Origin of the sequence: Streptomyces sp. SCPE 10 (genome assembly GCF_051980735.1) — a bacterium.
In the GTDB taxonomy this organism is placed as follows: Bacteria; Actinomycetota; Actinomycetes; order Streptomycetales; family Streptomycetaceae; genus Streptomyces; species Streptomyces misionensis.
Genome location: NZ_CP197069.1, coordinates 6,955,324 through 6,981,721 on the forward strand (window position 1 = coordinate 6,955,324; position 26,398 = coordinate 6,981,721).

The following is a 26,398-nucleotide window of genomic DNA, read 5'->3' on the forward strand; positions in this document are numbered from 1 at the left end:
CGGGTGAGACGCGTTGCCAGGCGGTCGCTCCCGCTCCTCGCGCCCTGCGCGGGATGCCGGGCCGTAACGTCCCTCGCCGTAAACCGGGTGCCCGTGGTCGGTGTTCCCGTCTGACTGCGGGCACCCGGCGAGTTGGTGGGGCTTTGGCGCCCGTCAGCCGCGCGGGACGACCATCGACTGGACGTCCGGCAGGGCCTTCCAGTCATTGGACGCCACCGTGGCGTGTGCCTTGGCCAGTTGAGTGACCCGGGCCTGCGCGTCGGCCGTCGAGGGGTTGACGTCGTCCAGCGCCGGCGGCACGTTCTGCGCGTCGGTCATGAACAGCAGGTAGTGGTGGGTGTCGTACCATCCGGTGTCGATGCTGCCGTTGAGGTATGTGGCCGCGTCACCGTCGAAGGCCACGAACCAAGGGCGCAGCGACGTGTCGGAGTAGCGCGAACGGGGGTCGCCCGCCTGGGCGTTGTGCACCGAAGGGAAGACGTTCGCCTGTGACGTCCTGCCCTGGGTGTGCAGGTCGCGCAGGTAGCTCGCGTACTCCTGGTCGGTCCACAGAGAGTCGGTCGGGTTGCTCTCCTCGACCGTGCCGGGAATGACCTCGAGGATGACCCTGCCGGCCAGTTGCTGCCGAGTGGGCCAGTTGCCGGCGGAAGCGGCCGCGTCGAGCGTGGCGTACTGCCCGCCGCCTGGCTTGTCGAGCAGGTCGGACGGCTTGAACACCAGCCCGCCGAGGTGCGTGCTGATGGACTGGTCGAGCTTGGCCGGGCTCATGCCGAACGTGGCCTGGAAGCCCGCCTTCATCTCCAGCTTGATGTACAGCGGGCCGTGCCCGGGGTGCGCCCCGAGCCACAGCCGGATGTCATCCAGGCAGCTCTCCAGGTCCTTGTTCGCCCCGCCGGTGTAGAGCTGGGAGGCCGAGGACGCGTTTACGCAGTTGTTCGAGTTGCCCGTCGGGTCGGAGTGGCTCACCTTCCACTCCTGGGTGAAGAAGTCGTCCCAGACGTCGAGTTCGATCATCGAGGTGCCTGTGTCGAGTGCCTGGGCCAGATACGTGAAGGTGGCGGGGTCGTAGCTGTTGTGCAGGCCTGACGTCGTGGCGCCGGACAGTGGTAGCGCGTCCGTGTCGGCGGCGGAGGCGGTGACGCCCCCCGGGCCGGCCATGGTGAACGCCAGGCACGCGGTGAGTGCCCCGAGCAGCGCGGCGCGCACGACGGCGCGTGGTCTGAACAGAGCTCGACGGGTGAACGGTCCGGTCACGTGCCCTCCTGTGGGTGTGGCTCTTCGTCAAGGACGGTGACAGCCACGTGTGAATCGACGGAGGCATGACACGTAACACGAGCTGGAATCCCCCTGTCAGCTCCACTTCGAGCCGAACTCCACTACCCGGCGCGGAGGTTCACGTATATGAAGAGCTCTGGTCTGGTGGAGGCTCTGATGGGACCCGGCTTGCGTGGAGGCGAGTTGGTGGAATGGAAATCCTCGTCAGGGGGTGAGGGCTAAGCGTGCTGCGGCGTCAGGTCTGTGGCGCTCTGGCGCGTGCTGCGGGAGGCCGAGCGGGGCGCCTGAACCGCGATCGCGCCTTGGCGGCGGGAGGACTGCGCCACCATCTGCTGAAGGAGCAGGGCGCTCTGGATCAGGCCCATGTGGCGGAACGTTTGCGGAAAGTTGCCGAGCTGGCGCTGCTGGACGGGGCGTACTCCTCCGCCAGGAGTCCGAGGTCGTTGCGCAGAGCGAGGAGGCGTTCGAACAAGGCGCGGGCCTCGTCGAGGCGGCCGGTCAGGGAGAGGCCATCGGCCGAGCGCTGCCGCCGCCGGCCGCCCTCCAAGCTGCCCGAGTGACGGTCATCACGGATGCCCCTGAGAGGGTGCTGCGTAGGCTTGTGCCGTCGTCGCGGTAGGGGACGGGGGAGCGCGCGAAACCCTCCTCCGGTCGCCTGACGGGGCGTCGGAAAAGTCGGCAAGTGGTCGGCATGAGTCCTGAAAAACCTGGGGACGGCTACCCGGGCATGCGACTCGTTGTAGGGTGTCGAAACAGCCCTTGACCTGCAAGAACGCAGGCAGGGAGCCTATTTGTGGGAGTGCCCCGATGTTGCGTACAGTATTCAAGTCCAAGATCCACCGCGCCACCGTCACCCAGGCCGACCTGCACTACGTGGGATCGGTGACCATCGACGCGGAGTTGCTCGACGCGGCGGATCTGCTGCCCGGCGAGCTGGTGCACATCGTCGACATCACCAATGGCGCCAGGCTGGAGACCTACGTCATCGAGGGTGAGCGCGGCTCGGGTGTCATCGGGATCAACGGGGCGGCCGCACATCTCGTGCACGCCGGCGATCTGGTGATCATCATCAGCTATGCGCAGGTCACCGATGCCGAGGCGCGGGAGTTCGAGCCCCGGGTCGTGCATGTCGACGGCGACAACCGGATCGTGGCGCTCGGCGCCGACCCGTCCGAGCCGGTGCCCGGCTCCGACCAGCTGCGCGCGCCGCACTCCGTGGCCTCGGAGGCCGGGTCCGTCTCCGCCTGAGTCGGCCCGGATGGCCCGGTCCGTCTCGGCCTGGGATCGGTCGGTTCGGGCCCCAGGGGCCCGCGCCGTGTCGGCCCGGGCCCATGGACCCGAGCCGTGTCGGTCCGGATCGCGGCGGTCCGCCCGGCCCGCGCGCTCGGGTGAGTGGCCGGGCGGTGATCGGGTAGGCGGGGGAGTAGTCCAGAGGCGACGTCCAGTCACAGCAGCGACCGCGCGGAGGACATCATGACCACCCCGCACCCCGACCCCGCCACGCCGGCCCCGACACCGGAGCCGGGACCGGCCCCGGATCCGTACCCCACCCCGGTCCCGCCCCCGGAGCCGGGCCCCGGCCCCCAGCCCACGCCACCGCCCCCGGGGCCGGGTCCCCAGCCCACACCGCCGCCCCCCGGACCGGGCCCTCAGCCGCCGGTACCGCCGCCCGGTCCGGGCCCGCAGCCCACACCGCCGGCCCCACCCGAGCCCTCACCGTCCCCGATCCCGCCCGGCCCGGAGCCCGTACCGAGCCCCGAACCGGGCCCGCCCCTCACCTGACGCACCTCTGAGTCCCTGAGGGGGCGCGGGGAACCGGGCACCCGGACACCCCTAAGGGGGCACACCCCAGGGGTGCGGGGCGTCAGGCGCCCCGCACCCCCTCAAGGGCGAGGGAAGCCCCCGTTACGCCTGGACCTCGCTCCGGTCCCCGCCCCACAGCGTGTGGAACGCGCCCTCCCGGTCCACCCGCCGGTACGTGTGCGCCCCGAAGAAGTCCCGCTGGCCCTGGGTGAGCGCCGCGGGCAGCCGCGGGGCGCGCAGGCCGTCGTAGTAGGAGAGGGCCGCGGCGAACCCGGGCGTCGGCACCCCCTGCCGCACGGCCGTGGCCAGCACCTCGCGCCAGTCGTCCTGGGCCGCCGCGATCTCCCGGGCGAACGTCTCGTCGGAGAGCAGGCTGGGCAGGTCGGGGCGGCCGTCGTAGGCCGCCCGGATGCGGTCGAGGAACGCCGCGCGGATGATGCAGCCGGCCCGCCAGATCGCGGCGACGGCACCCTGGTCGATGTCCCAGCCGTACTCCTCGCTGCCCGCCGCGATCTCGTGGAAGCCCTGGGTGTACGAGACGATCTTGGAGGCGTACAGCGCCTGCTCCACCCGGTCGGCGAAGGCCGCCGCCTCCTGCTCGCTCAGCGTGCTCGGCCGGGGCCCGGCCAGATGGCGGGAGGCCTCCCGCAGCGCGGCGTGGCCGGACAGGGAGCGGGCGAAGACGGCCTCCGCGATGCCCGAGACCGGGACACCGAGGTCGAGCGCGATCTGTACGGTCCAGCGGCCGGTACCCTTCTGCTCCGCCTGGTCCGCCACCACGTCCACGAACGGCTTGCCGGTCGCCTCGTCCACGTGCGACAGCACCTCGGCGGTGATCTCGATCAGGTACGAGTCCAGCCGGCCGGTGTTCCATGTGCGGAAGATGTCCGCGATCTGTGCGGGGGAGTACCCCGCCACGTCCCGCAGCAACTGGTACGCCTCGCCGATCAGCTGCATGTCGGCGTACTCGATGCCGTTGTGCACCATCTTCACGAAGTGTCCGGCGCCGTCCGGACCCACGTGCGTCACGCAGGGCGCGCCGTCCTTGGACTTCGCCGAGATCTTCTCCAGCATCGGGCCCAGGGAGGCGTACGACTCCTTCGAGCCGCCCGGCATGATGCTCGGCCCGTGCAGCGCGCCCTCCTCGCCGCCGGAGATGCCGGTACCGACGAAGTGGATGCCCTGTTCACGCAGCTCCCGCTCCCGGCGCCGGGTGTCCGCGAAGTGCGCGTTGCCCCCGTCGATGATCATGTCGCCGGGTTCCAGGAGCGGCGCGAACTCCTTGATCACCGCGTCCGTGGGATCACCGGCCTTGACCATGATCACCAGTCGGCGCGGGCGTTCCAGCGCCGCCACGAACTCCTCGGCGGTCTCGGCGGCGACGAAGTCCCCCTCGTCCCCGAACCGCTCCACCAGTTCCCGCGTCCGCGCCACGGTGCGGTTGTGCACCGCGACCGTGTAGCCGTTGCGCGCGAAATTCCGGGCGAGGTTGCGGCCCATGACCGCGAGGCCGGTGACGCCGATCTGCGCTGAAGTGCTCATACCGCCTGCTCCCTGTTCGCCGCGTGCCCGCGGCCGTGCCGGTAGGGTCCTGGCCCATCCTGACGTGCCCTCCGGGCCCGCGCACATCCGACCCGCCGCCCCCGCGCCCCGGGCGCGCCCGCCGTCCCCGCCGGTCAGCCGGTCATCCGGCCAACGCCCGTACAACGTAGGCCGCTTGGCGCCCGGAGACGGCCGGTTCGGTGTCTTGTCACGGCGTGTTTCATGCGCATACTTTTGCCCCTCCTGACGCATGCCGAAGGGACTGCGGACATGGCCATACCCGGCCGGCACCGCCGGTACCAGCCGAACAGGATCAACCGCGCCTCGCTTACGGTGACGGCGGGCGGCGCGGGCCTCGCCCTCCCGCTGATCGCCGCCGGAACAGCCGCCGGAACGCAGACCGCCGCCGAAGCGGAGGCCGTCGCCGGTACGACCGCTCACGGTGGCCGGGACGCGCCGCACGCCGTGTCGCCGTTGTCGCCGGCCGGGGACGAGCACGGCACCGTCGCCGGGAAGGCACTGGACGCCTCGGCGCACGACGTACGGCCGCAGCACACCCCGCAGTCCCGCGCGGGCCGCACCGAGATGTACACGGTGGTGCGCGGCGACACCCTCTCCGGGATCGCCGAGGACCAGCACGTGCCGGGCGGCTGGCGACCGCTGTACGCCGGAAACCGCGCCACCGTCGGCGCCGACCCCGACCTGATCCTGCCGGGCCAGCGGCTCACCCTGCGGCCCGCGAACGCGCTCGCCAAGGCGGCGCAGAAGCACACCGAGGGGAAGCGGAAGCACACCGAGGGGAAGCGGAAGCACACCGAGGCGCCGGAGAAGCCCGCCACCGCGCCGGAGAAGCACGCCAAGGCGCCGGAGAAGCCCGCCAAGGCCTCCGCGACGAAGGAGGCTTCACACCCCGCCCGGCAGAAGGCGCACCCGAAGGCCCATCCGACGGCCCGATCGCAGGCTCCGGCGCGGACCCACGCGCTCGTCGCCCCGGTGCACGCCGCCATCGGCACCGGGTACCGCGCCGCCGGGTCGCACTGGTCGAAGGGCTACCACACCGGCGTCGACTTCCTGGTGCCGACCGGCACCGCCGTGCACGCGGCCGCGGCCGGGCGGGTGGTGACGGCCGGCTGGGGCGGCTCCTACGGGTACCAGGTGGTGATCCGGCACGCCGACGGGCACTACACCCAGTACGGGCATCTGTCCGCCATCGCCGTACGGGTCGGGCAGCACGTCACCGCGGGACAGCGGGTCGGCCGCTCGGGCGCCACCGGCAACGTCACCGGACCGCATCTGCACTTCGAGGTGCGCACCGGACCCGGCTTCGGCACGGACGTCGACCCGCTCGCCTACCTCCGGGCCCACGGCGTCAGGATCTGACCCGCGACCGCCGCCTGCCCGGCACCGCCCGCGAGGGGTGCGACGGCGGCAGGGCGCGGTCCCCGGGCGTCAGGGCCTCACCCGCGTCCGGCACCACGGGGTCGGGCGCCGCCGGGACGATCAGCTCACGTGGCCCGGGCCCGGTGAGCGGCCCGGCACCCCGGGCGGGCTCGCGCACGTCCCGCTCGTCCTGCCCGGCGCCGCGCAGGTCCTGCCCGTCGGCCCGCTGGCGCGGCACCGAGCGCGGCCCCGCCTTTGCGACCGGCTCCTCGGGCGGCGTCGGCGTCTGTTCCATCCGCTCCGTCGTCAGCATGATCAACCCGCCCGCCGCCAGCACCCCGCAACCCAGCGCGAGAAGGGTGCCCGTGGTGCCGTGGCGGAAGGTCTCGCCGAACATGAGGATGCCGACCACGGCGGCCAGTACCGGGTTGACGACGGTCAGGGTGGCCAGCGGGGCGGCCAGGCCGCCGCCGTCGTAGGAGGCCTGGGACAGCAGCACCCCGGCGACGGAGAACACGCCGATCAGCACCAGCAGGAACACGGCGCCGGGGCCGAACCCGCCGTCCCAGCCGACGGCGACCGACTTGGTGAACACCGAGGACATGCCGAACGCGGTGCCGGACGCCGTGGCGAGCAGCACGCTGCGCACCGCCGGGTGCCGGTGGGTGGCCCGGCCCGCGCACATCAGCGCCACCACGGCGCCGCCGGTGACCGCCCCGGCCGCCATCCGCTGCGCGGCGTCCAGGGCGTGGTCGCCGGAGGAGCCGACCAGCGAGAGCAGCCCGGCGAGCCCGACCGTGGTCATCACGGCGCCCCGCCAGGCGGTCGCGCCGGCCCGGCGGCCCACCCAGAGGGTGGCCAGCGGCAGGGCGAAGACGATGGTCAGCGCGCCAAGCGGCTGGACGATGCTCAGCGGGCCGAAGGCCAGCGCCACGACGTGCAGCAGCCCGCCGAGGCAGTTGAGCGCCAGCGCGCCCCACCAGCCGGGGCGGCGCAGCGGCAGATAGGTGCTGCCGGAGGAGGCGACCGCGACCCGTTCCTGCACGATCGCGCCGCCCGCGTAACCGAGGGCGGACACGAGCGACAGCAGCACGGACAGCGCGAGGGCGCTCATCGGCCACTCCCGCTCGTCGTTGGCTGCGTGCGGCGGGGGTCCAGTGCCCGGCGCTGCGTACGGTCGGCTTCCATGGTCCACACTCTGCCCGCCCGGGTTCTCCCTGTCGTCGTCCCTGAGCACGCACTGCGTCCTACTGCCGATGGAGTACGAGGGCGCGGTGATCATCCCGTAGGTGGGTTACCCCAGGGGGGAACCCGCGCGTCCGGGCCGCGAAGGGGCCTGGTACGAGTGTCTGTCGTGGACCTCGACCCCGAACTCGCCGCGCTCCGCCCCCTGGGCGGATTCTTCGCCCTGCGCACGATCCCCGGCGCCACGGGGAACGGCGACCCCGCGCGACTGCCGACCCTGGCGGAGGCGTACGCACCGGACGTACCCGGACCGGACCCGCTGGGGGCCCGCGTCCGGGCCGTCGGGGAGCGGCTGCGCACCGCCGAGACACGGGTCGCCGCGTCGATCGGCCAGCAGGGGTTGGCGGCGCGCCTCTGGTCGGTGGCGCTCGGCTGCGCCGCCCTGTACGGACGGCTGCCCGAGCTGCGCCCGGACCTGCTGCGTTGGGACACCGCCGCCGCCGCGCCGGACGACCTGTGGCTCACCGAGGTCCGCGCGGGGCCCGGGGACGCCGCCGCGCTCGCCGACGCCGTGCTGCACGGTCATCTCGTACCCCTGGAAAAGGCGCTGAGGGACCGTTACGGCGTCGCGGTGGGCCTGCTGCGGGGCAACGCGGGCTCCGCGCTCGCCGGGGCCGCCCGGGAACTGGAGCGCTGGGCCCGCGCCCAGGGCCGTACCGAGGTGCTGACCCGCACCCGCGCGCTCACCGCCGAACTCTTCGACCATCCCCTACTGCGCCCCACCGGCACCCGCACCGCCGCCGCCTTCCGCCGCCGCAGCTGCTGCCTGTACTACCGCGTCCCCGGCGGCGGAGTCTGCGGCGACTGCTGCTTCACCCGACCCCCCAACGCCCCCTAGGGACACAGGCACACCCGCTCGCGGCCCGCCACACGCCTCCTAGGGATACGGCCCCACCCGCTCGCAACCAGCCGAACCCCCCTAGGGGCACCGGCCGCCGCGCCCGCACGCCGGCTCATGGGCCGTCAAGAGGCCCGCATACACGACGCGTTCCGCTCTTCCCCCGCGCAATGCCCGGATTCGTGCCGTTCGCCCGCCACGATGCAGGCAACGATGTCGAACCTCCGGAGGTCATCCGACATGAGAGGGACCCGGCGCACACGGCTGTGCCTGGCCTGGGCGATGGCGGTGTCCGCGCTGATCGCCACCCCCGCCGCGGGAGCCGCCGAGCGGACCGACGGCCGCCTCACCGACCTGGTGAACCCCTTCATCGGGAGCCAGGACGAGGGCAACACCTTCCCCGGCGCCGCCGTGCCCTTCGGCATGGTGCAGCTCTCGCCGGACACCGGTCACATGACCGGCTACGACTACACGCAGGGCCGTATCCGCGGTTTCTCGCTGGTCCATCTCTCGGGCGTCGGCTGCCGCATCGGCGGCGACCTGCCCGTGCTGCCCACCACCGGGGACATCACCCAGACCGACGACGCCAAGTACGCCGCCGCGTTCTCGCACGACGACGAGACGGCGAGCCCGGGCTACTACCGGGTCGGCCTCGCCTCCGGCATCCGCGCCGAGCTGACCGCCACCGCCCGCACCGGGGTGCAGCGCTACACCTTCCCCGCGACCGGCAAGGCCAACGTGCTGCTGAACGCGGCCCAGGCGCTGCACAAGACGAGCGCGAGCAAGGTCGAGATCCTGGACGACCGCACCGTACGCACCGAGATCACCGGCCACGGCTTCTGCCGGGACACCGGCCCCTACACGGTCCACACGGTCACCCGCTTCAGCCGGCCCTTCACCGCGTACGGCACCTGGGACGGCGCCACCGTCACCGCCGGCTCGCGCGCCGGACACGGCGGCGCCTACGTCCGCTTCGACACCACCCGGAACCGCACGGTCGAGGCGACGACCGCGCTGTCCTACGTCGACGCCACGGGCGCGCAGCGCAATCTGCGCGCGGAAGGCGGCCGGTCCTTCGACACCGTGCGGGCACGGGCCCGCGCGCAGTGGGAGGCACGGCTGCGCGCCGTACGCGTCCACGGCGGTGGCAAGGCGCTGCGCCGTACGTTCTACTCCTCGCTGTACCGCTCGTACCTCTCGCCCAACATCGGTGGCGACGCCGACGGCCGCTACTTCGGCTGGGACCGGCGCGTCCACACGGCGAAGGGGTTCACGTACTACCAGAACTGGTCGCTGTGGGACACCTACCGCACCCAGGCCCAGCTGCTCGCGCTGCTCGCGCCGCGCGAGGCACGGGACATGGCCCGCTCGGTGGTCGCGGTCGACGAGGACGGCGGCTGGCTGCCCAAGTGGGGCTACGGCCCGGTCGAGACGAACGTGATGAGCGGCGACCCGGTCACCCCGTTCCTGACCACCGCCTACCAGACGGGCCTGCTGAAGGGGTTCGAGGAACGGGCCTACCGCGCGCTGCGGAAGAACGCGGACGGGGTGCCGCCCGCCGCAAACCCGGGCATCGGCCGGGAGGCCAACGCCGAGTACATCGCGCACGGTTTCGCCCCGTTCGTCAAGGACCGGCCGCTGGCCAAGATGGGCGACTCGGACTACCACCACGGAGCCTCCGTCACCCTGGAGTACGCCCTCGCCGACGCCATGCTCGCCCAGATGGCCCGCGGCCTCGGCCATGACGCGGACGCGGCCCGCTACGCGGCCCGGTCGCGCAACTACCGCACCATCTTCGACCCCGGCACCGGCTTCTTCCGCGCCCGCGACGCCTCGGGCGCCTTCACCGGCTCGCCCGACCCGGCGCTCGGCACCGGCTTCCACGAGGGCACCGCCTGGCAGTACCAGTGGCTGGTCCCGCAGGACCTGCCCGGCATGGTTGGCCTGATCGGCGGCGAGCGCGCGGCCAACGACCGGCTCGACGCCTTCTTCGCCTACGACCGGCTGCTCGCCGACCCGGAGAAGACGGCCCGCGAGGTGTGGGTGCACGGCGACGCGTACGCCTACTACAACGCCACCGTCTACAACCCGATGAACGAGCCCGACCTCATCGCGCCCTACACCTACCTCGCCACCGGCCAGCCCTGGAAGACCACCGACGTCGTGCACGCGGCCCTGACCCTGTTCACCGACGGGCCCACCGGCATGACCGGCAACGACGACCTCGGCACCATGTCCGCCTGGAACGTGCTGTCCTCCATCGGGCTCTTCCCGATCCAGCCCGGGTACGACACCTGGGGCCTGTCCACCCCGGTCTTCGACCGCGTCGACCTCGCCCTGGACCGCCGCTACTGGCCGAGCGGCGGGCTCACCGTCACCGCGCCCGGCACCTCGGCGGCCGACCGCTACGTCCAGGGCGTGCGCACCGACGGCGCGGCGCACGGGCGGACGTATCTGACGACGCGTGCGCTGCGTTCCCTGCGCTCGCTGGCGTTCACGGTCGGCCCGCGCCCGTCGGAGTGGGGTACGTCACCCGAGGCGGCACCACCGGTACTGAAGTGACCTCAGCGTCTCCCGAGTCCCGCCTCCTTCCGAGAGGCGGGACTTTATCTGTTGTTAACTGTGCGTAGCTTGATCGTACTTGACCGTAATCGATTGTCGGGGATTGACTGCTGTCCCCTCCTTCCGTCGACGCGCGGAGCACGCCCGTGACTTCCGATCTGCTCGCCCCCCTGGACCTCGCCTTCTGGAACATGGAGTCCGACCGGCACCCGATGCATCTGGGCGCCCTCGGTGTCTTCGCCGCGCACTCGCCCACCGCGGGCGCCCACGCCGCCGACCTGCTCGCCACCCGTGCCGCCGCCGTCCCCGGGCTCCGGCTGCGCATCCGGGACGTATGGCAACCGCTCGCCTTCGGCGGTGCCGCCCGCGAACCCGCCCCGGACTTCGACCCGCTCGACCACGTACGGCTGCACGCCCCGGCCGCCGACTTCCACGCCGCCGCCGGACGGCTGATGGAGCGTCCGCTGGAGCGCGGCCGGCCGCCCTGGGAGGCACACGTCCTGCCCGGCGAGAACGGGGTCTCCTTCGCCGTGCTCTTCAAGTTCCACCACGCCCTCGCCGACGGGCTGCGCGCGCTGCGGCTCGCCGCGGGCGTCCTCGACCCCATGGACGTGCCCGAACGGGCACCACGCGCGGCCGAGCCCGCGCCGCGCGGACCGCTGTCGGACGTGCGCAGACTGCCCGGCATGCTCCCGGGCCTGGTCCGAGGCGCCCTGTCCGACATGGGCCGGGCCGTGGACATCGGCGCCTCCCTCGCCGTGTCCACCCTGCGGATGCGCCCCGCCTCCGCGCTCGCCGCACCGGCCAGCGGCACCCGCCGTACCGCCGGGGTCGTCCTGGACATCGACGAGGTCCAACGGGTGCGCAAGACGGCCGGTGGCACCGTCAACGACGTCCTCATCGCGGTCGTCGCCGGTGCGCTGCGCCGCTGGCTCGATGAACGCGGCGACGACTGCGCGGCCGTCGCGCCGCGTGCCCTGATCCCGGTCTCCCGGCGCCGCCCGCGGACCGCGCAGCCACCCGGCAACCGGCTTTCCGGCTATCTGATACGGCTTCCCGTGGACGAGCCGGACCCGCTCGGCCGGCTCGCCGCGGTGCGCACCGCGATGGTCCGCAACAAGGACGCGGGCCCCGACCGGGGGGCCGGTGCCGTCGCGCTGCTCGCCGACCACGTGCCGGCCCTCGGCCACCGGCTCGGCGGTCCGCTGGTCGGGCAGGCCGCGCGGCTGTGGTTCGACATCCTGGTGACGAGCGTGCCGCTGCCCGGGGTGGGGCTGCGGCTGGGCGGGCAGGAGCTGACCGAGGTCTACCCGCTGGCCCCGCTTGCGCCCGGCCAGTCGCTGGCGGTCGCCGTCTCCACGTACCGCGGGCGTGTGCACTACGGGCTGGTCGCCGACGCGGCGGCGGTGCCGGACCTCGACCGGTTCGCGCACGCGGTGACGGCCGAGGTGGCGGCGCTGCTGGCGGTGTGCGACCGCTGACGGAGCCCGGGGCCCGGCCTTCGCGCCGGACCCCGCGGCCCCGTCCGCCGTGCCGGTTCGTACGCCGCTTCCACCACCGGGCGGTCGGCGACCTCACCCTCGCCTGCGAGGGCCTCGACACGGCCGCCGAGCCCGGCCTCGCCCGCACCGTCCATACCGCCGAACCCGGTTCGGCCCCCGCGGCGGGCCTGTGCCCGCTCGCCTTCCGGGCCGCCGCCCGCGAGGCCGTCGAACCGCCCCCGGCCGCCGAGCGCGCGGGGTGGAATCCGTGCCTGATCCGCACCGGTTTTGGTTCCGGGCCCGGCGCTCCGTAAAATTTCGCCGTTCGAATGCGGGCGCGAGTCGGAGCGCTGCGCGGATCAGGGAAACGGCAGCGCGATGACGGTGACAGAAGACGGCTCCATGGCCACGGACTCCATGGCCACGGACGAGGCCGCCCACGGCCCGGGCATCGACCCGGAGCGCCTGGCCGTCTGCCTCGGCGTGCTGGAGGAGCTGGACCGGCTCGACGTGGACCACCCCGACGCGATCCTCGTGCGCAGGGCCACCTCGCACATCTACCGCACGGTCAAGCAGCGCCGCCGGCAGGAGCGCCGGGCCGCCAAGACCGCCCACGACCGCGCCGTCACCGAGGCCACGGCCACCGGTTCCGCCGAGCGCATCGACGACGAGACCGAGGGCATCCTGCCCTCCTCCAAGGTGGAGCCCGGCCGGATCGCGGGGATACTCCAGCGCCCGCGCTCCTGCTATACCTGCAAGTCCCGCTACGTCGAGGTCGACTACTTCTACCACCAGCTCTGTCCGAAGTGCGCCGAGCTGAACCGGGCCAAGCGGGACGCCCGCGCCGACCTCACCGGCAAGCGCGCCCTGCTCACCGGCGGCCGGGCCAAGATCGGCATGTACATCGCGCTGCGGCTGCTGCGCGACGGCGCGCACACGACGATCACCACCCGGTTCCCCAAGGACGCCATCCGCCGCTTCAAGGCGATGGAGGACTCCGCGGACTGGCTGCACCGCCTGGAGGTCGTCGGCATCGACCTGCGCGACCCGGCGCAGGCGGTGGCCCTGGCCGAGCAGGTCGCCGAGGCGGGCCCGCTGGACATCCTGATCAACAACGCGACGCAGACCGTGCGCCGCTTGCCCTCGGCGTACGCCGCCCTGGTCGACGGCGAGAACGCTCCGCTGCCCGCGGGTGAACTCCCCGCGCACCACGTCATCGGCGCCTTCAACTCGGGAGCCGTGGACGGCATCGCCGCGCTGCCCATCGGTACCAGCGGCCTGGAGGCGCAGAAGGTCGCCGACCTGGCGCTCGTCGCGGGCAACGCCAGCGTCGCCCGGCACCTGGACGGCACGGCCATCGACGCCGGCGGCCTGGTGCCGGACGTGGTGGACACCAACACCTGGGTGCAGAGCATCGAGCAGATCTCCCCGGTGGAGCTGCTGGAGACCCAGCTGTGCAACTACACGGCGCCCTTCATCCTGATCAGCAAGCTGCGCCCGGCCATGGCCGAGGCCGCCCGGAAGGCGGCGCGGGGACGGTCGTACGTCGTCAACGTCTCCGCGATGGAGGGGGTGTTCAGCCGCGGCTACAAGGGCGCGGGGCACCCGAACACCAACGCCGCCAAGGCGGCCATGAACATGGTCACGCGGACCAGCGCGCAGGAGATGTTCGACACCGACGGCATCCTGATGACGTCCGTCGACACCGGCTGGATCACCGACGAGCGCCCGCACTACGACAAGCTGCGCCTGGCCGAGGCCGGCTTCCACGCGCCCCTCGACCTGGTCGACGGCGCGGCCCGCGTCTACGACCCGATCGTGCGCGGCGAGGAGGGCGAGGACGTGTACGGCGTCTTCCTGAAGGACTACGCGCCCGGCAAGTGGTGACGGGTCACTGAGCCCCGGAGGCTCCGGAGGGCCGCTCCCCGAGCAGCGGCCGCACCGCCGCCGCGGCGGTCGGGGAGCGGCCCGCCGCGTCGCCGGGGGAGAGTGCCGGGCCGACATCGGCTGGGCCGAACGGGTGAAGTGCGGCACCGATTCGGCGAGGCGATTTGTTATGAACAGCTGCATATTGAGGGGGTATGGGTCACGCATCGGGGCCGGATAGTTACCCCTTGTTTGCACTCCCTATCGAGCGGAGGCCCGCTCATTTGGTTAATCTGGGAGGGACGGGCAGTAAAAAGGGTCCCACCCACACCCATGTCCGTCCTGGGGGCGAGCCGGAGCACATCGGCCCGCTCCGACCAGAGGTACCCGGCGCCACCGCGTCCGAACTGGCCTTTCATCCAGACCCGAACGGGCGGTGAGCACCGGAACACAGCGGTCCGGTACGCCCCCGAGGGGATCCGACACACAAGGAGTGCGCGGTGACACCGGAGAAGACGAATCGCGAGCAGCGCCCCGAAGAGCCGCAGCGCCCGGCCCGGCGGCCCGGGGAACTCGGCAGTCTCGACGTGTGGGCCCGGTCCGCCCCCATCCGTCTCGCGGGCTACGAGGACGACCTCGCCGAGCCCCACATCCTGCCCAGCGTGGACTGACCCGCCGCGATCGCCGCGGCGCATGGGCGACGCCTCCGGTGCCCGATCGCCCGGGGCCGGGCCGTCTCAGTCGCCCAGCGGCGCCGTACGCCGCCACGGCAGCGACGCCTCCAGTTCCCGCGCCAGCTCCAGCAGAGCGGCCTCCGTGCCGGGGCGGCCCGCGAGCTGGACGGCGCAGGGGGCGCCCGACGGGAGGGTGGACAGGGGGACGGACATGGCCGGCCAGCCGGTGAGGTTCCAGGGCGGGGTGAACGGGGAGTAGGCGCTGTTCACGACGACGTTGCGCAGCCAGCCGCGTTGGTGCCAAGGCCCGGCGGCGGGGGAGCGGCGGGCCAGGGCCGGGGTGAGCAGCACATCGTGTTCGGTGAGGAAGGGCAGGAGCCGGGCGCGCAGGCGGTCGCGTTCGGCGCCCGTGCGCACCGAGCGGACGAAGCGCCTGCCCACCGCCGCGTGCGTGCGGGTGCGCCGGGCCAGCCGGGCCGGGTCCAGGCCCTCGGCGTCCACCGCCGTGCCCGCCGTCCAGTGCCGCAGCGCGGTCAGGCCCAGCGTCACGGGGTACGGCGGCTCCGCCCGGCGCACCCGGTGACCGGCCCGCGCCAGCGCCCCGGCCGCCTGCCGCACCGCGTCCGCGTAGGGGCGGCTCGGCCCCGGGCCGCGGAGCGGATTGCGCAGGGACACGGCGATCGTCCGCCGCGCCGGTTCCGTCGCGGCGGGGAACTCCGTGTCCGCCAGCACGCCGAGCATCAGTCGCAGGTCCTCGACGGTGGTGGCCAGCGGGCCGTTCTCCGACATGCCGAACCAGTCCCCGTCGCCGATCCCCGCGGGCACCACCCCGAGCCCCGGCTTCAGCGTCACCAGGCCGCAGTTCGCCGCCGGGATGCGCAGCGACCCCATGCCGTCGTTGCCGAGCGCGATCGGCACGAACCCGGCGGCCACGGCGGCGGCGCTGCCCCCGGACGAGCCGCCCGCGCTGCGCGTGGTGTCCCAAGGGTTGCGCGAAGTGCCGAACACGCCCTCCGTCGTACCGAAGACGCACAGCTCGGGGACGTTGGTGAGGCCCACGACCACCGCGCCCGCCGCCCGCAGCCGGGCCACCGTGACATGGTCCTCGTCCGCCGGGACGTCCGGGGTCGCGGCCGAGCCGTCGCGGTGGGACTCGCCGCGCACCGCCAGGTTGTCCTTCACCGCCACCGGCACGCCCGCGAGCGGCAGCCCGGCCAGGTCGGCGCGGGACGCCACCTCGTCCGCCTCGGCGAGCGCCGCCGCCCCGCGCACCGTGCGGAACGCCCCGATCCGCCCGTCGTGCCGGTCGATCCGCGCCAGGTGCTCCGCCACCACCTCCCGGGGGGTCACCCGCTTCTCCCGCACGGCGGCGGCGATCTCGGCGGCGCTCCGCCCGGCCCAGTTCCCCACGGCACTCCTCGTTCAGTCTTCGGTTACTCGCCGGTGCGCGACAGGACGCAGGAAGAACTGTGCCCCGTCGAAGCCGGTACGTCGAGGATCCGGCGGGCCCTCCGGAGGAACGCGTTCCTCAGCGAGTCCGATCCGTGCCGTCAGGAACGCCGGAGCGGCCGGCGGGGGGCCGCCGCCGTCCGGCAAGGGGGCCGCCCAGGAAGAAGCGGCCCCACTACGCCCTCCGCTCCGCCCCGGCCAGCCGGGTCGGGGGCAGGTACTCGCGCACGTACGTCCGCTCCCAGCACGCGCCCGTCTCCCGCAACTGACGCCAGGTGGTGTAGCGGTAGCGGAAGAGCCGGGCGCGGACGAAGCGGGGCGGGGTGCCCGGCGGGAAGGGGGAGCGGCGCAGCAGCCGCAGCGTCGCTCGGTCGTTCTCCAGGAGCCGCTCCACCAGGCCGCCGAACCAGTCGCCGGCGTACGCGGGCGACAGCGCGGCGAACCACATCAGCCAGTCCAGGCGCAGATGGTACGGCGCGAACTGGCGCGGCCAGTGCCGCAGCCGGCCCGGCTTGCCCTTGAACTCGTACTCCCGCCAGTCCGAGTCCTCCCGCGCCACCTCGTCCAGCGTGCCCTCGACCACCACCTCGTAGCGCACCCGGCTGACGCTGCCGAACGCACCGTAGGTGTTGACCAGGTGCAGCGGGTCGAAGGAGCGGTTCATCACCTGGCGCCGGGAGACCATGTTCACCACCGGGCGGTAGCTGAGGAACAGCAGCAGCGCGGCGAGCACGAGCACCACGACCTCGTACCACAGGGGTGCCGCCGGCGCCGGGGGTGCCGTCGCCGGGAGCCGCAGCGCGGACACCGCCAGCACGATGGTGATCCAGTTCAGCCAGGAGAAGTTGCCCGACAGGACCAGCCACAGCTGGGTGACGATCATCAGCGCGGCGGCGGCCGAGGCGATCGGCTGGGGGGTGAACAGCAGGAAGGGAACCACGAGTTGGGTGACGTGGTTGGCGGCCACCTCCACCCGGTGCAACGGCTTGGGCAGATGGTGGAAGAACCAGCTCAGCGGGCCCGGCATCGGCTGCGTCTCGTGGTGGTAGTCCAGGCAGGTCAGCTTGCGCCAGCACGCGTCGCCGCGCAGCTTGATCAGTCCGGCGCCGAACTCGACCCGGAACAGGATCCAGCGCAGCAGGAACAGCACCACCACCGGCGGCGCCACCTCGTCGTTGCCGAGGAACGCGGCCAGGAAGCCGGTTTCCAGCAGCAGTGACTCCCAGCCGAACGCGTACCAGGTCTGCCCCACGTTCACGATCGACAGGTACAGCGCCCACGGCACCAGCCACAGCACGATGCCCGCCCACAGCGGCAGCAGCGAGTCCGCCCCCGCGAGCAGCGCCGCCGACACCGCGCAGCCCGCCCACGCCACGGCCGCGAAGAACCGGTCGGAGTAGTGCAGCTGGAACAGGCTCGGCGCCCGCCGGAAGGGCATCCGCGCCACGTACCGGGGGACCGGCAGCATGCCCCGCTCGCCCAGCAGCGCGCGGAACTGGAGGGCGGCCGTCAGGAACGCCACGAGGTACACGGCGGCCAGGGCCCGTTGCAGGACCAGTCGGCTCAGCCAGTAGTCGGGTGCGGTGAACCAGTCCACGACCGCCTCGTCTCCCTCGCGCCGATCCCCCCGAGTTGCCAGCCAAAAGGATGCGATGCAAACAATAGGGGTAATTCACCCACAGTGATGCGGAGTGCACGGTGCGCATACCCACGGGATCTCTGGCCATGGCCTGCGTGCTGCTGTCGGTGGCGCTGCTCCTCACGGGGTGTGCGGGCGCCGCCGTCAAAGAGGCCCAGCTGGGCGAGGAGGTCTTCCTCCAGCCCGCCATGGAACAGGGGCCCGACCCCTTCACCGAGTCCACGGCGGCCGTCCCCACCGGCAGCGGCGTCCCCCGGGCGGCCGGCACCGGCCGCACGGCCGATGTCAGCGCCCCGCCCGCCGGACTCGCCGTCGCCCCGCTGGCGGCGGCACACGCCCTGTCCGGCGGCACCCCCGGGCTCTACAGCGGCAGCGTCCGCGTCACCGTCTGCGACGTCGAACGACAGATCGGCCGGCTGACCGCGGACCCGGCGCGGGGCGAGGCCTTCGCCCGTGCGGCCGGTGTCTCCCGCTCCGCCCTGCCCGGCTATCTGCGCGCCCTCACCCCGGTGCTGCTGCGCGCCGACACCCGGGTCACCAACCACGGCTACCGCGACGGAGAGGCGGCCGGATACCAGGCCGTGCTCCAGGCCGGCACCGCCGTCCTGGTCGACGACCGGGGCCTGCCCCGGGTGCGATGCGCCTGCGGCAATCCGCTGCGGCCGCCCGAGGAGGCGCGCGGCGGCGTGGGCGCCCGTGGCACCGCCTGGTCCGGCTACCGGCCCAACCAGGTGATCGTGGTGACCCCGGCGCCCCAGGCGGTCAGCAGCCTCACGCTGCTCGACGCCCGCACGAACAGCTGGATCGAACGCCGGCTCGGCCTCGACGTCGCCCACGACCAACTCGTGGCACCGCCGATCCTGGCCAACACCGCGCCCCCCGACCCCGGGCTCACCGGCTTCCCCCATCCCAGCCGGCCCGACACCGGCACGCCCCGGGCCCAGCAGAGCCGGCCCGGTACGGCGGCGGGGCAGGTCGGGGGCGCGGTGATCGGCGCGGGGCGCGAGGCGGCGGACCGCGCGCCCGAGACGGGCACCCGTGCGGACGAACCCGGCCACACGAGAGTGCGGGACGGGGACCGGGGGGCGCGTACGGGGCAGCGCGCCACCGAGGACCGCCGTGACGGGGAGCGTGGTGCCGGGGACCGTGACGCCGGAAGCCGCCGAGCCGTGGCCGCCGACGCTGTGGACCGTCGTGGCGGGGACCGTGACGCCGGGGAACGCGGTGCCCCGGGAGTCGATGCCGTGGACCGGCGCGGTCGGGACTCCGGCGCCGGGGACCGTACCGCCGGGGGCCGTGGCGCCGCGAAACCCGGCGCCGCGACCCCTGGTGCCACGAAGCCCGGGGTCGGCGAAGGGCACCGTAACGCTCCCGCCGCCGACGGCCACGGCACTCCCACTCCCACCGCCGACGGCCAGGGCGCTGCGCCGGCGGGGGAGCGGGGGACCCGCGATCCCGGCCCCCGCGGCATCCCCACGGCCGTCGACCGGGCCGTCCCCGCGCCCGACCCGACCGGCGCCCCCACGCCCACCGTCGCACCGCCGCCCGGCGGCGCCCCCACCCCGACCATCGCTCCGTCGAACGGCGGCACCCCCACCGCCGCGTTGACCGGCGCTTCCACGCCCACCGGCTCCCCGAGCGCCTCTTCGGCGCGCCGCACCCAGCCGCCAGCCGCCAGGGCCCTCCCGCCGGCACCGTCGGCGAGCCCGTCACCGTCGGCCGCCGCCCCGAACACCCCGGCCCAGACCTCCCCCTCCGCCACGCCCTCTTCCGTCGCCCCGCCGCCCCCCTCGGCACCGGCGCCCACTCCCACCCAGCCCCTTCTCGACCCCTTCGCCCACCCTCCGGGCCTCTCCCTCTACGACCCGCCCCGGACCGGTGCCCTGAACGTCCCGCAGGACCTCGACGAGATCGCCCCGCCCGGCGCCGCCGGTGCCACCGGCACGCCCGGTCCGGGCGACGGCACCGGGCGGGCCCCCGAAAACACGCCCGGGACCGGCGCCGTCCCGGACCCGGCCCCCAGTGCCCCGGTCGACCAGACCGGCAGGTGAACCGCGCACCGGGCGGGCCCCCGGGACCGGGTCGAAGAATCCGGCGAATCCTGGCAAGGTGGCTCCATGGCTGATCGGGCAGCGAGTGCCCTGTCACTCCCGGAGGACTGGCCCGCCCACCCGGACCCGATCCTGGCGCTCAACCACATGGGCACCTTCGACTGGGACCTGGACGAGGGCGTGATCCACATGGACGCCCAGGCGCACCAGGTGTTCGACCTGCTCCCCGAGGAGTTCGACGGGCGCTTCGAGTCCCTGAGCGCCCGGGTGCCGCAGCCGGAGGCGGCCCGGCTGGACGCGCTGGTCGCCCGGGCCGTCAAGGAGGGCGCCGAGAACTACGGCGCCTACTTCCGCATCCGCCGCCGCGACGGCACCCCCCGCTGGACCCACACCCAGGGCTACATCCGCCGGGACGAGTCCGGCCGCGCCCGCCGCGTCGTCGGCATCGTCCGCGACGCCACCGGGGAGCTGGCCGAGGGCGAGGCCCGCACGCTGCGCGCCGCCCAGGACGAGGCCTTCCGCCAGCAGACCAGCATCGTCCAGGTCGTCTCCGCGGCCCTCGCCCACGCCCGCACCGTGCAGGACGTCATCGAGATCCTCAAGGACACCCACGGCATCCGCCGGCTGGGCGCGGCCAGCTTCGTGATGGGCCTGGTGGAGGCCGGGCGGATCCGGCTCGTCGCCGAGGCGCCGGCCGGCAGCTTCGTGCCCGCCAGCCAGGTCAACCGCATCGACGAGCCGTACCCCATGAGCGAGGTGGTGCGGACGCTGAGGCCGCGGTTCGTCGAGACCCCGGAGGAGTTCGCGGAGCAGTACCCCCTGCTGTGGTCGCAGATCACCCATCTGCGGATCGCCTCGGCCGCCTATCTGCCGCTGATCGCCCAGGGCCGCCCGATCGGCGCGATGGGCCTGCTCTACAGCCTCCGGCGCGGCTTCTCCGAGGAGGAGCGCGCCGTGCTCGTGGCGCTCGGCAGCAGCATCGCGCAGAGCCTGCAACGGGCCATGCTCTACGAGCAGCAGAAGGACCTCGCCCAGGGCCTCCAGCAGGCCATGCTGCCGCGCACCATCCCGCACGTGCCGGGCGCCGACATCGCCGTGCGCTACCGGGCGGCCGCCCTGGGCCGGGACATCGGCGGCGACTGGTACGACGTGATCCCGCTGCCCGGCGGCCGGGTCGGCGCGGTCATCGGCGACGTCCAGGGCCATGACACGCATGCGGCGGCCGTGATGGGCCAGCTGCGGATCGTGCTGCGCGCCTACGCCGCGGAGGGGCACGCCCCGGCCACCGTGATGGCCCGCGCCTCCCAGTTCCTGCGCGAGCTGGACACCGGCCGCTTCGCCACCTGTCTGTACGCCGACGCGGACCTGACGACCGGAGTGGTCCAGGTGGTCCGCGCCGGGCACATCGACCCGCTGGTGCGCGACGCGGACGGCTGCCGGCGTGTCCCGGTCGAGGGCGGGCTGCCGCTCGGGCTTTCCGCCGAGTTCGGCGGGCTGGACTACCCCGTCGCCACCCTCGAACTGGACCCGGGCGACACCCTGTTGCTGTGCACCGACGGGCTGGTCGAGCAGCCGGGCTCCGACCTGGACGACGGCATCCGGAGCCTGGCGGATCGGGTGCGCACCGGCCCGGAGGAGGTGTCCGACCTCGCGGACCTGCTGATCCGGCTGGCCGAGGAGCGCGGTGGCGACGACGACGTGGCCCTGCTCCTGCTGCACCGCCGGGTCCCGGAGACGACACGCCCCCCGGGCCGGCTCCAGCAGCATGTGGCGCCCGGTGATCCGGAGGCCCTCACCCAGGCCCGGCACATGATCCGGGCCGCGGCCCGCGCCTGGGGCGACGAAGAGCGCGCCGACGAGGTGGAGCTGGCCGCGGACGAGCTGATCACCAACGTCCTGGTGCACACCGAGGGCGCCGCGATCGTCACCCTGCGGTCCCCCGTCGGGGGCGAGCGCAGGCTGCGGATCGAGGTGGAGGACTCCTCCAGCGCCCTGCCCCGGCGCCGGGACGCCAGGGAGGACGGTGTCTCGGGGCGCGGCCTGCTGCTCGTGGACCGGCTCGCGGACGCCTGGGGCGTGGAGGCGCGTGGCGGCGGCAAGGCGGTGTGGTGCGAGTTCCGGGCGGGCACGGACCGCGGCGGGCCGGACGGGTGAGCCGGGAGGCGTTGTCGGTGCCGGGTGGCACTCTGGACGTATGCCGGAACTGCCCGAGGTCGAAGCGCTGACGGACTTCCTCACCGAGCACCTGGTCGGCCACCGGGTGGCGCGGGTGCTGCCCGTCGCCGTCAGCGTGCTGAAGACGTACGACCCGCCCGTCACCGCCCTGGAGGGCGCCCGGGTCACCGCCGTGCGCCGGCACGGCAAGTTCCTCGACCTGACGGCCGACAGCGGGCCGCACCTGGTGGTCCACCTGGCCCGCGCGGGCTGGTTGCAGTGGAGGGACCGGCTGCCGGACGGGCCGCCCAAGCCGGGCAAGGGCCCGCTCGCGCTGCGCGTGGCGCTGGAGAGCGGCGAGGGCTTCGACCTCACCGAGGCCGGCACGCAGAAGCGGCTCGCGGTGTACGTGGTGCGCGATCCGGCGCAGGTGCCGGGCATCGCCCGCCTCGGCCCGGACCCGCTCGCCGCGGACTTCGGGGAGGACCGCCTCGCCGCCCTGCTGAAGGCGGAGCGCCGGCAGCTCAAGGGCGCCCTGCGGGACCAGTCCCTGATCGCCGGGATCGGCAACGCCTACAGCGACGAGATCCTGCACGCGGCGAAGATGTCCCCGTTCAAGCTCGCCGCCTCCCTCACCCCGCAGGAGACCCACCAGCTCTACGAGGCGTTGCGCGGCACCCTCGCCGAGGCGGTCGAGCGCTCCCGGGGCGTGGCCGCCGGCCGGCTGAAGTCCGAGAAGAAGAGCGGCCTCCGGGTGCACGGCCGCACCGGCGAGCCCTGCCCGGTGTGCGGCGACACCATCCGCGAGGTCTCCTTCAGCGACTCCTCGCTCCAGTACTGCCCCACCTGCCAGACGGGCGGCAAGCCGCTCGCCGACCGCAGACTCTCCCGGCTGCTGAAGTAGGGCGCCCGCCGCCGTCAGAACAGGTGGATCGCCAGGTGCCCGAGCGGCAGGCCCAGCTGCCAGGCGGGCGTCCACACCTGGGGGCCGTCGTCCTCGCCGGCCGGGGCGCCGCCGCCCGGCACCGCGTCCAGGTCGGGCGCCAGCAGTTCGGTCTCCTCCAGCCAGCGCCAGGCGTCCTGGGCGAGCGCCAGATCGGCCGAGGGCGCCCCTCCCGCCCGCTGGGTCAGCTCGGCCATCCGGGCGCGCACCCACTGCGGCCACGGATGGTCGCAGGCCGTCAGCGACAGCCAGTTGTCCAGCTGGGAGACGACCCGGATGCCGGAGAGTTCCCCGTCGGTGTCGGACAGGAAGACGGTCAGCGCGAGCGCGTCCCGGCCGGCCCGGAACTCGAAGGACGTCGGCGGCATCAGATCGCCGGTGCGCAGCAGTTCGTCGGCGATGTACTCGGCGTACAGCCACGCCATGGGGACGTCCAGTTCACCGCCGCCGGTGCCGTCCGTGCCGGCGCCGTTCTCGTGTCCTCTGTGCGGCATTCCCTTCCTGCCCTTCCTCCGGTGCGTGCGCGTCGCCCGGTCCCCGGGGACGCGCCCCGCCCGGAACGCGGATGGGGACAGCCCATTGCCCCAAGGGGGGCCACAGCAAGGCGCTTTGCCGAGGTTTGACCTGGCCCCCGGTTTCGCCGCACGTCCGGTGCCTCACCGTACCGGGTGCGGCGCGGGGTGTGCGCGCCGCTCGCGTCCCACCGGCCCCGTGGGAGCACACGAGGGCAAGGACGTCACGGTGGTGCGACGTGAGTGTCTTCACAGTCCCACCGGATGGGTCGATGAGAGGACCCGGACCATTTGGTCGGAGAGTCGGCTTCCTCCCCATGGGCCCGTCACGGCAATGTCGGTAAATACGACATGCGCACTGACATATCGACGTGCTGACGCACTGACGTAGATCCCGAGGTGTGAGCTGATGATCGGACGCAGACACCAGGTGGCCCTGGCCCTGACCGCCGTCCTCGCGACCGCGGCCGCCTGTGCCGACCACATCCGCCACGATTCCGCCGCCCGCGACGGCGCGCCCGGACCGCCGGCCGCCGCCCGCGGCTTCACCCTGGTCGCCACCGGTGACGTCCTGACGGACGCCGCCGTCCTCGACCGCGCCTCCTACGACGCCGGGGCATCCGCCGGCGCGGACTCCGGCGGCTACGACTTCCGGCCCATGCTCGCCGACGTCGAACCCCTGGTCAGCGGCGCCGACCTGGCACTGTGTCACCTGGAGAACGGCTACGGCGACACCGCCCCGCTGTCCCCGCCGCAGCTCGCCCGGGACCTCGCCCAGACCGGTTACGACGGCTGTGCCACCGCCTCCGAGCACGCCCTGGACGACGGTGCCGAGGGCGTCCGGCGCACCCTGGGCGCCCTGGACGAGGCGGGCCTGGACCACGCGGGCACCGCCCGTAGCGCGGACGAGGCCCGCTATGTGTCCCTCCACCGGGCCGGATCGGCCAAGGTCGCGCAGCTGTCGTACACCTTCGACACCGAGCAGCCACTGCCCGCCGGGCAGCCCTGGGCGCTCCGGCCGATCGACGCCGGCCGGATCACCGCCGACGCCCGCGCCGCCCGGCGGGCCGGCGCCGACGTGGTGGTCCTCTCCCTGCACTGGGGCACCGACCGCGACGACGCCCCGACGGCGGCGCAGACCGACCTCGCCCGCCGGCTCACCGCCTCCGCGGACGGCGGACGCCCCGACATCGACCTGATCCTCGGCAGCCACACCCACGTCCCGCAGCCGTACGAGAAGGTCAACGGCACCTGGGTGGTCTACGGCCTGGGCGACCAGATCTCCGGACGGGCGGACGACGGCCACGGCGCCCGCGACCCGCGCGCCGACGAGTCCACCCTCGCCCGCTTCACCTTCGCCCCGCCCGCCCGGCCGGGCGGCCGCTGGCAGGTCACGCGCGCCGAGTTCGTCCCCCAGCTGTACGACCTCGACGCCGGCCGTGTGGTCGACGTCGCCCGGGCCGTCGAGGGCGGCGCCGACCTCGCCGGGGTGCGCGACCGGATCCGGGAGGTGGTGCTCAGCCGGGGCGCCGCCAAGGACGGCCTGGTGATGGGGGAGTGATCACCCGGGCCGCCGCTCGGCCAGCGCGGAACGCTTGTACGAGTAGCCGAAGTAGACCGCGCAGCCGATCAGGAACCACACCGCGAACCGCACCCACGTCTGCCACTGGAGGAACGTGATCAGCCAGAGCGAGAAGAGCACGCCCAGCGCGGGCACGAACGGCACCGCCGGGGTGCGGAAGGTGCGGGGCAGGTCGGGGCGCCGGTAGCGCAGCACGATCACCGCCGTGCAGACCACCACGAACGCCAGCAGGATGCCGATGTTGGTCAGCTCGGCCGCCTCGCCGATCGGCAGGAACCCGGCGATCAGCGCCGAGGCCGCCCCGACGATCCAGGTCACCCGGGTCGGCACGTGCCGCGTCGGGTGCGTCTTGGCGAACCACCTGGGCAGCAGACCGTCCCGGGACATGGAGAACCACACCCGGGTCACCCCCAGCATGAAGGTGAACATCACCGTGAGGATGCCGATGATGGCGCCCACCGCGATCACGTTCGCGAGCCCGTTCAGGCCCACCGACTTGAACGCCGTGGAGAACCCGCTCTCCTTGTCGATGTGCCGGTAGTTCTGCATGCCCGTCAGCACCAGGCAGGCCGCCACGTACAGCACCATCGCGATCACCAGCGAGTAGATGATCGCCTTCGGCATGTGCCGCTGCGCGTCCTTGGACTCCTCGGCCGCCGTCGACATGGCGTCGTAGCCGAACACCGCGAAGAACACCGTCGCCGCGCCCGTGAAGGCCCCGCCGACGCCGTAGGGGAAGAACGGGTGGTAGTTCGCCGTGTCGATGTGGAAGAAGCCCACCCCGATCACCAGCAGCACCACCAGCACCTTCACCGCGACCACCAGCGTCTCGAAGCGGGCCGCGCTGCGGATGCCCAGGGTGAGCAGCCAGGCGATCAGCAGGCAGAGCACCACCGCGAACAGGTCCACCCGGTGCCCGGAGCCGGTGCCGGGCGCGCCCATCATCCAGTGCGGCAGCTTCGCCCCCATCTGTTCGACGAGGAAGCCGAAGTAGCCGGAGATGCCGATCGCGACGACCGCCACGATCGCCGTGTACTCGAGCAGCAGGTCCCAGCCGATGAACCAGCCCGCGAACTCGCCGAGCACCGCGTAGCCGTAGGTGTACGCCGAGCCCGCCTTCGGGATCAGCCCCGCGAACTCGGCGTAGGACAGTGCCGCGCACGCGCTCGCCGCGCCCGCGATCAGGAAGGACACCAGCACCGCGGGGCCGGCCGTGCCGTTGGCCACCGTGCCGGCGAGCGTGAAGATCCCGGCACCGATGATGCCGCCGACGCCGATCGCGGTGAGCTGCCACAGCCCGAGCGACCGTTCCAGCCGGGGCCCCTGGCCCGCCTCCGTCTCCTCGATGTGCTCGATGGGTTTGCGGCGGAGAATCCCCTCACCCGCGCGGAGCTTGGCCATG

General features: G+C 73.6%; 19 protein-coding genes and 1 pseudogene. 12 read left to right on the forward strand and 8 right to left on the reverse strand.

The genetic code is table 11. The annotated features are described in order from the left end of the window. Window positions 1-153: 153 nt before the first annotated feature. Both ACSP97_RS31865 and ACSP97_RS31870 read right to left on the reverse strand, forming a co-directional pair. Window positions 154-1,254 carry a phosphatidylinositol-specific phospholipase C domain-containing protein gene (locus ACSP97_RS31865; protein ID WP_440555466.1) on the reverse strand — a complete coding sequence of 367 codons (1,101 nt, stop codon included), beginning with the start codon at window positions 1,252-1,254 and terminating at the stop codon, window positions 154-156. A 239-nt stretch (window positions 1,255-1,493) separates the two neighbouring features. After that, a pseudogene (locus ACSP97_RS31870) lies at window positions 1,494-1,789 on the reverse strand (glycoside hydrolase family 15 protein); the annotation flags it as partial. Window positions 1,790-2,082: 293 nt separating this feature from the next. Here ACSP97_RS31870 and panD point away from each other — a divergent pair. Further along, window positions 2,083-2,523 carry an aspartate 1-decarboxylase gene (panD, locus tag ACSP97_RS31875; RefSeq protein ID WP_440555468.1) on the forward strand — a complete coding sequence of 147 codons (441 nt, stop codon included), beginning with the start codon at window positions 2,083-2,085 and terminating at the stop codon, window positions 2,521-2,523. Between the two features lie 657 nt (window positions 2,524-3,180). Here the strand turns inward: panD and gndA are convergent. After that, a complete protein-coding gene (gndA, locus tag ACSP97_RS31880) occupies window positions 3,181-4,620 on the reverse strand; it encodes an NADP-dependent phosphogluconate dehydrogenase (protein ID WP_355329229.1) in 1,440 nt (479 codons plus the stop codon). A 270-nt stretch (window positions 4,621-4,890) separates the two neighbouring features. Between gndA and ACSP97_RS31885 the strand changes: the two genes are divergently transcribed. After that, window positions 4,891-6,000 carry a M23 family metallopeptidase gene (locus ACSP97_RS31885; RefSeq protein ID WP_440555470.1) on the forward strand — a complete coding sequence of 370 codons (1,110 nt, stop codon included), beginning with the start codon at window positions 4,891-4,893 and terminating at the stop codon, window positions 5,998-6,000. Here the strand turns inward: ACSP97_RS31885 and ACSP97_RS31890 are convergent. After that, window positions 5,990-7,114, reverse strand: coding sequence for a DMT family transporter (locus ACSP97_RS31890; protein WP_440555472.1), 1,125 nt, complete (start codon window positions 7,112-7,114; stop codon window positions 5,990-5,992). The genes ACSP97_RS31885 and ACSP97_RS31890 overlap by 11 nt on opposite strands. 240 nt (window positions 7,115-7,354) lie before the next feature. Here ACSP97_RS31890 and ACSP97_RS31895 point away from each other — a divergent pair, with 240 nt between their 5' ends. The 6 genes from ACSP97_RS31895 to ACSP97_RS31920 all read left to right on the forward strand — a co-directional run bounded on the left by ACSP97_RS31895 (window position 7,355) and on the right by ACSP97_RS31920 (window position 14,663). Continuing rightward, the gene (locus ACSP97_RS31895) at window positions 7,355-8,083 is read left to right on the forward strand and encodes a (2Fe-2S)-binding protein (RefSeq protein ID WP_355329300.1); all 729 of its coding nucleotides are present in this window, start codon (window positions 7,355-7,357) and stop codon (window positions 8,081-8,083) included. Window positions 8,084-8,323: 240 nt separating this feature from the next. Next, entirely contained in the window at window positions 8,324-10,645 is a 2,322-nt protein-coding gene (locus ACSP97_RS31900) for a GH92 family glycosyl hydrolase (RefSeq protein WP_440555474.1), read from the forward strand. Between the two features lie 146 nt (window positions 10,646-10,791). After that, on the forward strand, window positions 10,792-12,126 hold the full coding sequence (locus tag ACSP97_RS31905; RefSeq protein ID WP_440555476.1) for a wax ester/triacylglycerol synthase family O-acyltransferase: 1,335 nt from the start codon (window positions 10,792-10,794) through the stop codon (window positions 12,124-12,126). Continuing rightward, window positions 12,114-12,440 carry an MmyB family transcriptional regulator gene (locus ACSP97_RS31910; RefSeq protein WP_358269838.1) on the forward strand — a complete coding sequence of 109 codons (327 nt, stop codon included), beginning with the start codon at window positions 12,114-12,116 and terminating at the stop codon, window positions 12,438-12,440. Before ACSP97_RS31905 ends, ACSP97_RS31910 begins: the two co-directional genes overlap by 13 nt. A gap of 64 nt (window positions 12,441-12,504) precedes the next feature. Further along, window positions 12,505-14,013 carry an SDR family NAD(P)-dependent oxidoreductase gene (locus tag ACSP97_RS31915; protein WP_355150749.1) on the forward strand — a complete coding sequence of 503 codons (1,509 nt, stop codon included), beginning with the start codon at window positions 12,505-12,507 and terminating at the stop codon, window positions 14,011-14,013. Between the two features lie 479 nt (window positions 14,014-14,492). Further along, on the forward strand, window positions 14,493-14,663 hold the full coding sequence (locus tag ACSP97_RS31920) for a hypothetical protein (protein WP_355150747.1): 171 nt from the start codon (window positions 14,493-14,495) through the stop codon (window positions 14,661-14,663). 66 nt (window positions 14,664-14,729) lie between these two features. On the opposite strand, the gene ACSP97_RS31925 is transcribed toward ACSP97_RS31920, so the two are convergent. Together ACSP97_RS31925 and ACSP97_RS31930 are read right to left on the reverse strand one after the other, a co-directional pair. Further along, window positions 14,730-16,076: an amidase gene (locus ACSP97_RS31925; RefSeq protein WP_355150745.1), complete on the reverse strand. Its 1,347-nt coding sequence runs from the start codon at window positions 16,074-16,076 to the stop codon at window positions 14,730-14,732. A 214-nt stretch (window positions 16,077-16,290) separates the two neighbouring features. Further along, the gene (locus ACSP97_RS31930) at window positions 16,291-17,712 is read right to left on the reverse strand and encodes a lipase maturation factor family protein (protein ID WP_440555479.1); all 1,422 of its coding nucleotides are present in this window, start codon (window positions 17,710-17,712) and stop codon (window positions 16,291-16,293) included. Window positions 17,713-17,813: 101 nt separating this feature from the next. On the opposite strand from ACSP97_RS31930, the gene ACSP97_RS31935 reads away from it, so the two are divergent. From ACSP97_RS31935 to ACSP97_RS31945, 3 genes are all read left to right on the forward strand, one after another. Continuing rightward, the gene (locus ACSP97_RS31935; RefSeq protein WP_440555481.1) at window positions 17,814-19,805 is read left to right on the forward strand and encodes a DUF6777 domain-containing protein; all 1,992 of its coding nucleotides are present in this window, start codon (window positions 17,814-17,816) and stop codon (window positions 19,803-19,805) included. A gap of 66 nt (window positions 19,806-19,871) precedes the next feature. After that, on the forward strand, window positions 19,872-21,959 hold the full coding sequence (locus tag ACSP97_RS31940; protein WP_358269841.1) for a SpoIIE family protein phosphatase: 2,088 nt from the start codon (window positions 19,872-19,874) through the stop codon (window positions 21,957-21,959). Between the two features lie 40 nt (window positions 21,960-21,999). Further along, window positions 22,000-22,863 (forward strand): Fpg/Nei family DNA glycosylase, encoded by an 864-nt coding sequence (locus ACSP97_RS31945; protein ID WP_391870669.1) that lies wholly within the window; start codon window positions 22,000-22,002, stop codon window positions 22,861-22,863. A gap of 14 nt (window positions 22,864-22,877) precedes the next feature. Here the strand turns inward: ACSP97_RS31945 and ACSP97_RS31950 are convergent, their stop codons facing one another. Beyond that, window positions 22,878-23,396: a hypothetical protein gene (locus ACSP97_RS31950; protein WP_355150735.1), complete on the reverse strand. Its 519-nt coding sequence runs from the start codon at window positions 23,394-23,396 to the stop codon at window positions 22,878-22,880. 427 nt (window positions 23,397-23,823) lie between these two features. Between ACSP97_RS31950 and ACSP97_RS31955 the strand changes: the two genes are divergently transcribed. After that, a complete protein-coding gene (locus ACSP97_RS31955; RefSeq protein ID WP_391870670.1) occupies window positions 23,824-24,975 on the forward strand; it encodes a CapA family protein in 1,152 nt (383 codons plus the stop codon). Here ACSP97_RS31955 and ACSP97_RS31960 read toward each other — a convergent pair whose 3' ends face one another. Then, window positions 24,976-26,397 carry an amino acid permease gene (locus tag ACSP97_RS31960; RefSeq protein ID WP_355150731.1) on the reverse strand — a complete coding sequence of 474 codons (1,422 nt, stop codon included), beginning with the start codon at window positions 26,395-26,397 and terminating at the stop codon, window positions 24,976-24,978. Between the last annotated feature and the right edge of the window lies 1 nt (window position 26,398).

Bases quoted from the DNA above. Each gene is read 5' to 3' on its own strand.
- gndA (WP_355329229.1), bottom strand. From the start codon at position 4,620: ATGAGCACTTCAGCGCAGATCGGCGTCACCGGCCTCGCGGTCATGGGC.
- ACSP97_RS31915 (WP_355150749.1), top strand. From the start codon at position 12,505: ATGACGGTGACAGAAGACGGCTCCATGGCCACGGACTCCATGGCCACG.
- ACSP97_RS31900 (WP_440555474.1), top strand. From the start codon at position 8,324: ATGAGAGGGACCCGGCGCACACGGCTGTGCCTGGCCTGGGCGATGGCG.
- panD (WP_440555468.1), top strand. From the start codon at position 2,083: ATGTTGCGTACAGTATTCAAGTCCAAGATCCACCGCGCCACCGTCACC.
- ACSP97_RS31890 (WP_440555472.1), bottom strand. From the start codon at position 7,114: ATGAGCGCCCTCGCGCTGTCCGTGCTGCTGTCGCTCGTGTCCGCCCTC.
- ACSP97_RS31885 (WP_440555470.1), top strand. From the start codon at position 4,891: ATGGCCATACCCGGCCGGCACCGCCGGTACCAGCCGAACAGGATCAAC.
- ACSP97_RS31945 (WP_391870669.1), top strand. From the start codon at position 22,000: ATGCCGGAACTGCCCGAGGTCGAAGCGCTGACGGACTTCCTCACCGAG.
- ACSP97_RS31960 (WP_355150731.1), bottom strand. From the start codon at position 26,397: ATGGCCAAGCTCCGCGCGGGTGAGGGGATTCTCCGCCGCAAACCCATC.
- ACSP97_RS31950 (WP_355150735.1), bottom strand. From the start codon at position 23,396: ATGCCGCACAGAGGACACGAGAACGGCGCCGGCACGGACGGCACCGGC.
- ACSP97_RS31940 (WP_358269841.1), top strand. From the start codon at position 19,872: ATGGCTGATCGGGCAGCGAGTGCCCTGTCACTCCCGGAGGACTGGCCC.
- ACSP97_RS31955 (WP_391870670.1), top strand. From the start codon at position 23,824: ATGATCGGACGCAGACACCAGGTGGCCCTGGCCCTGACCGCCGTCCTC.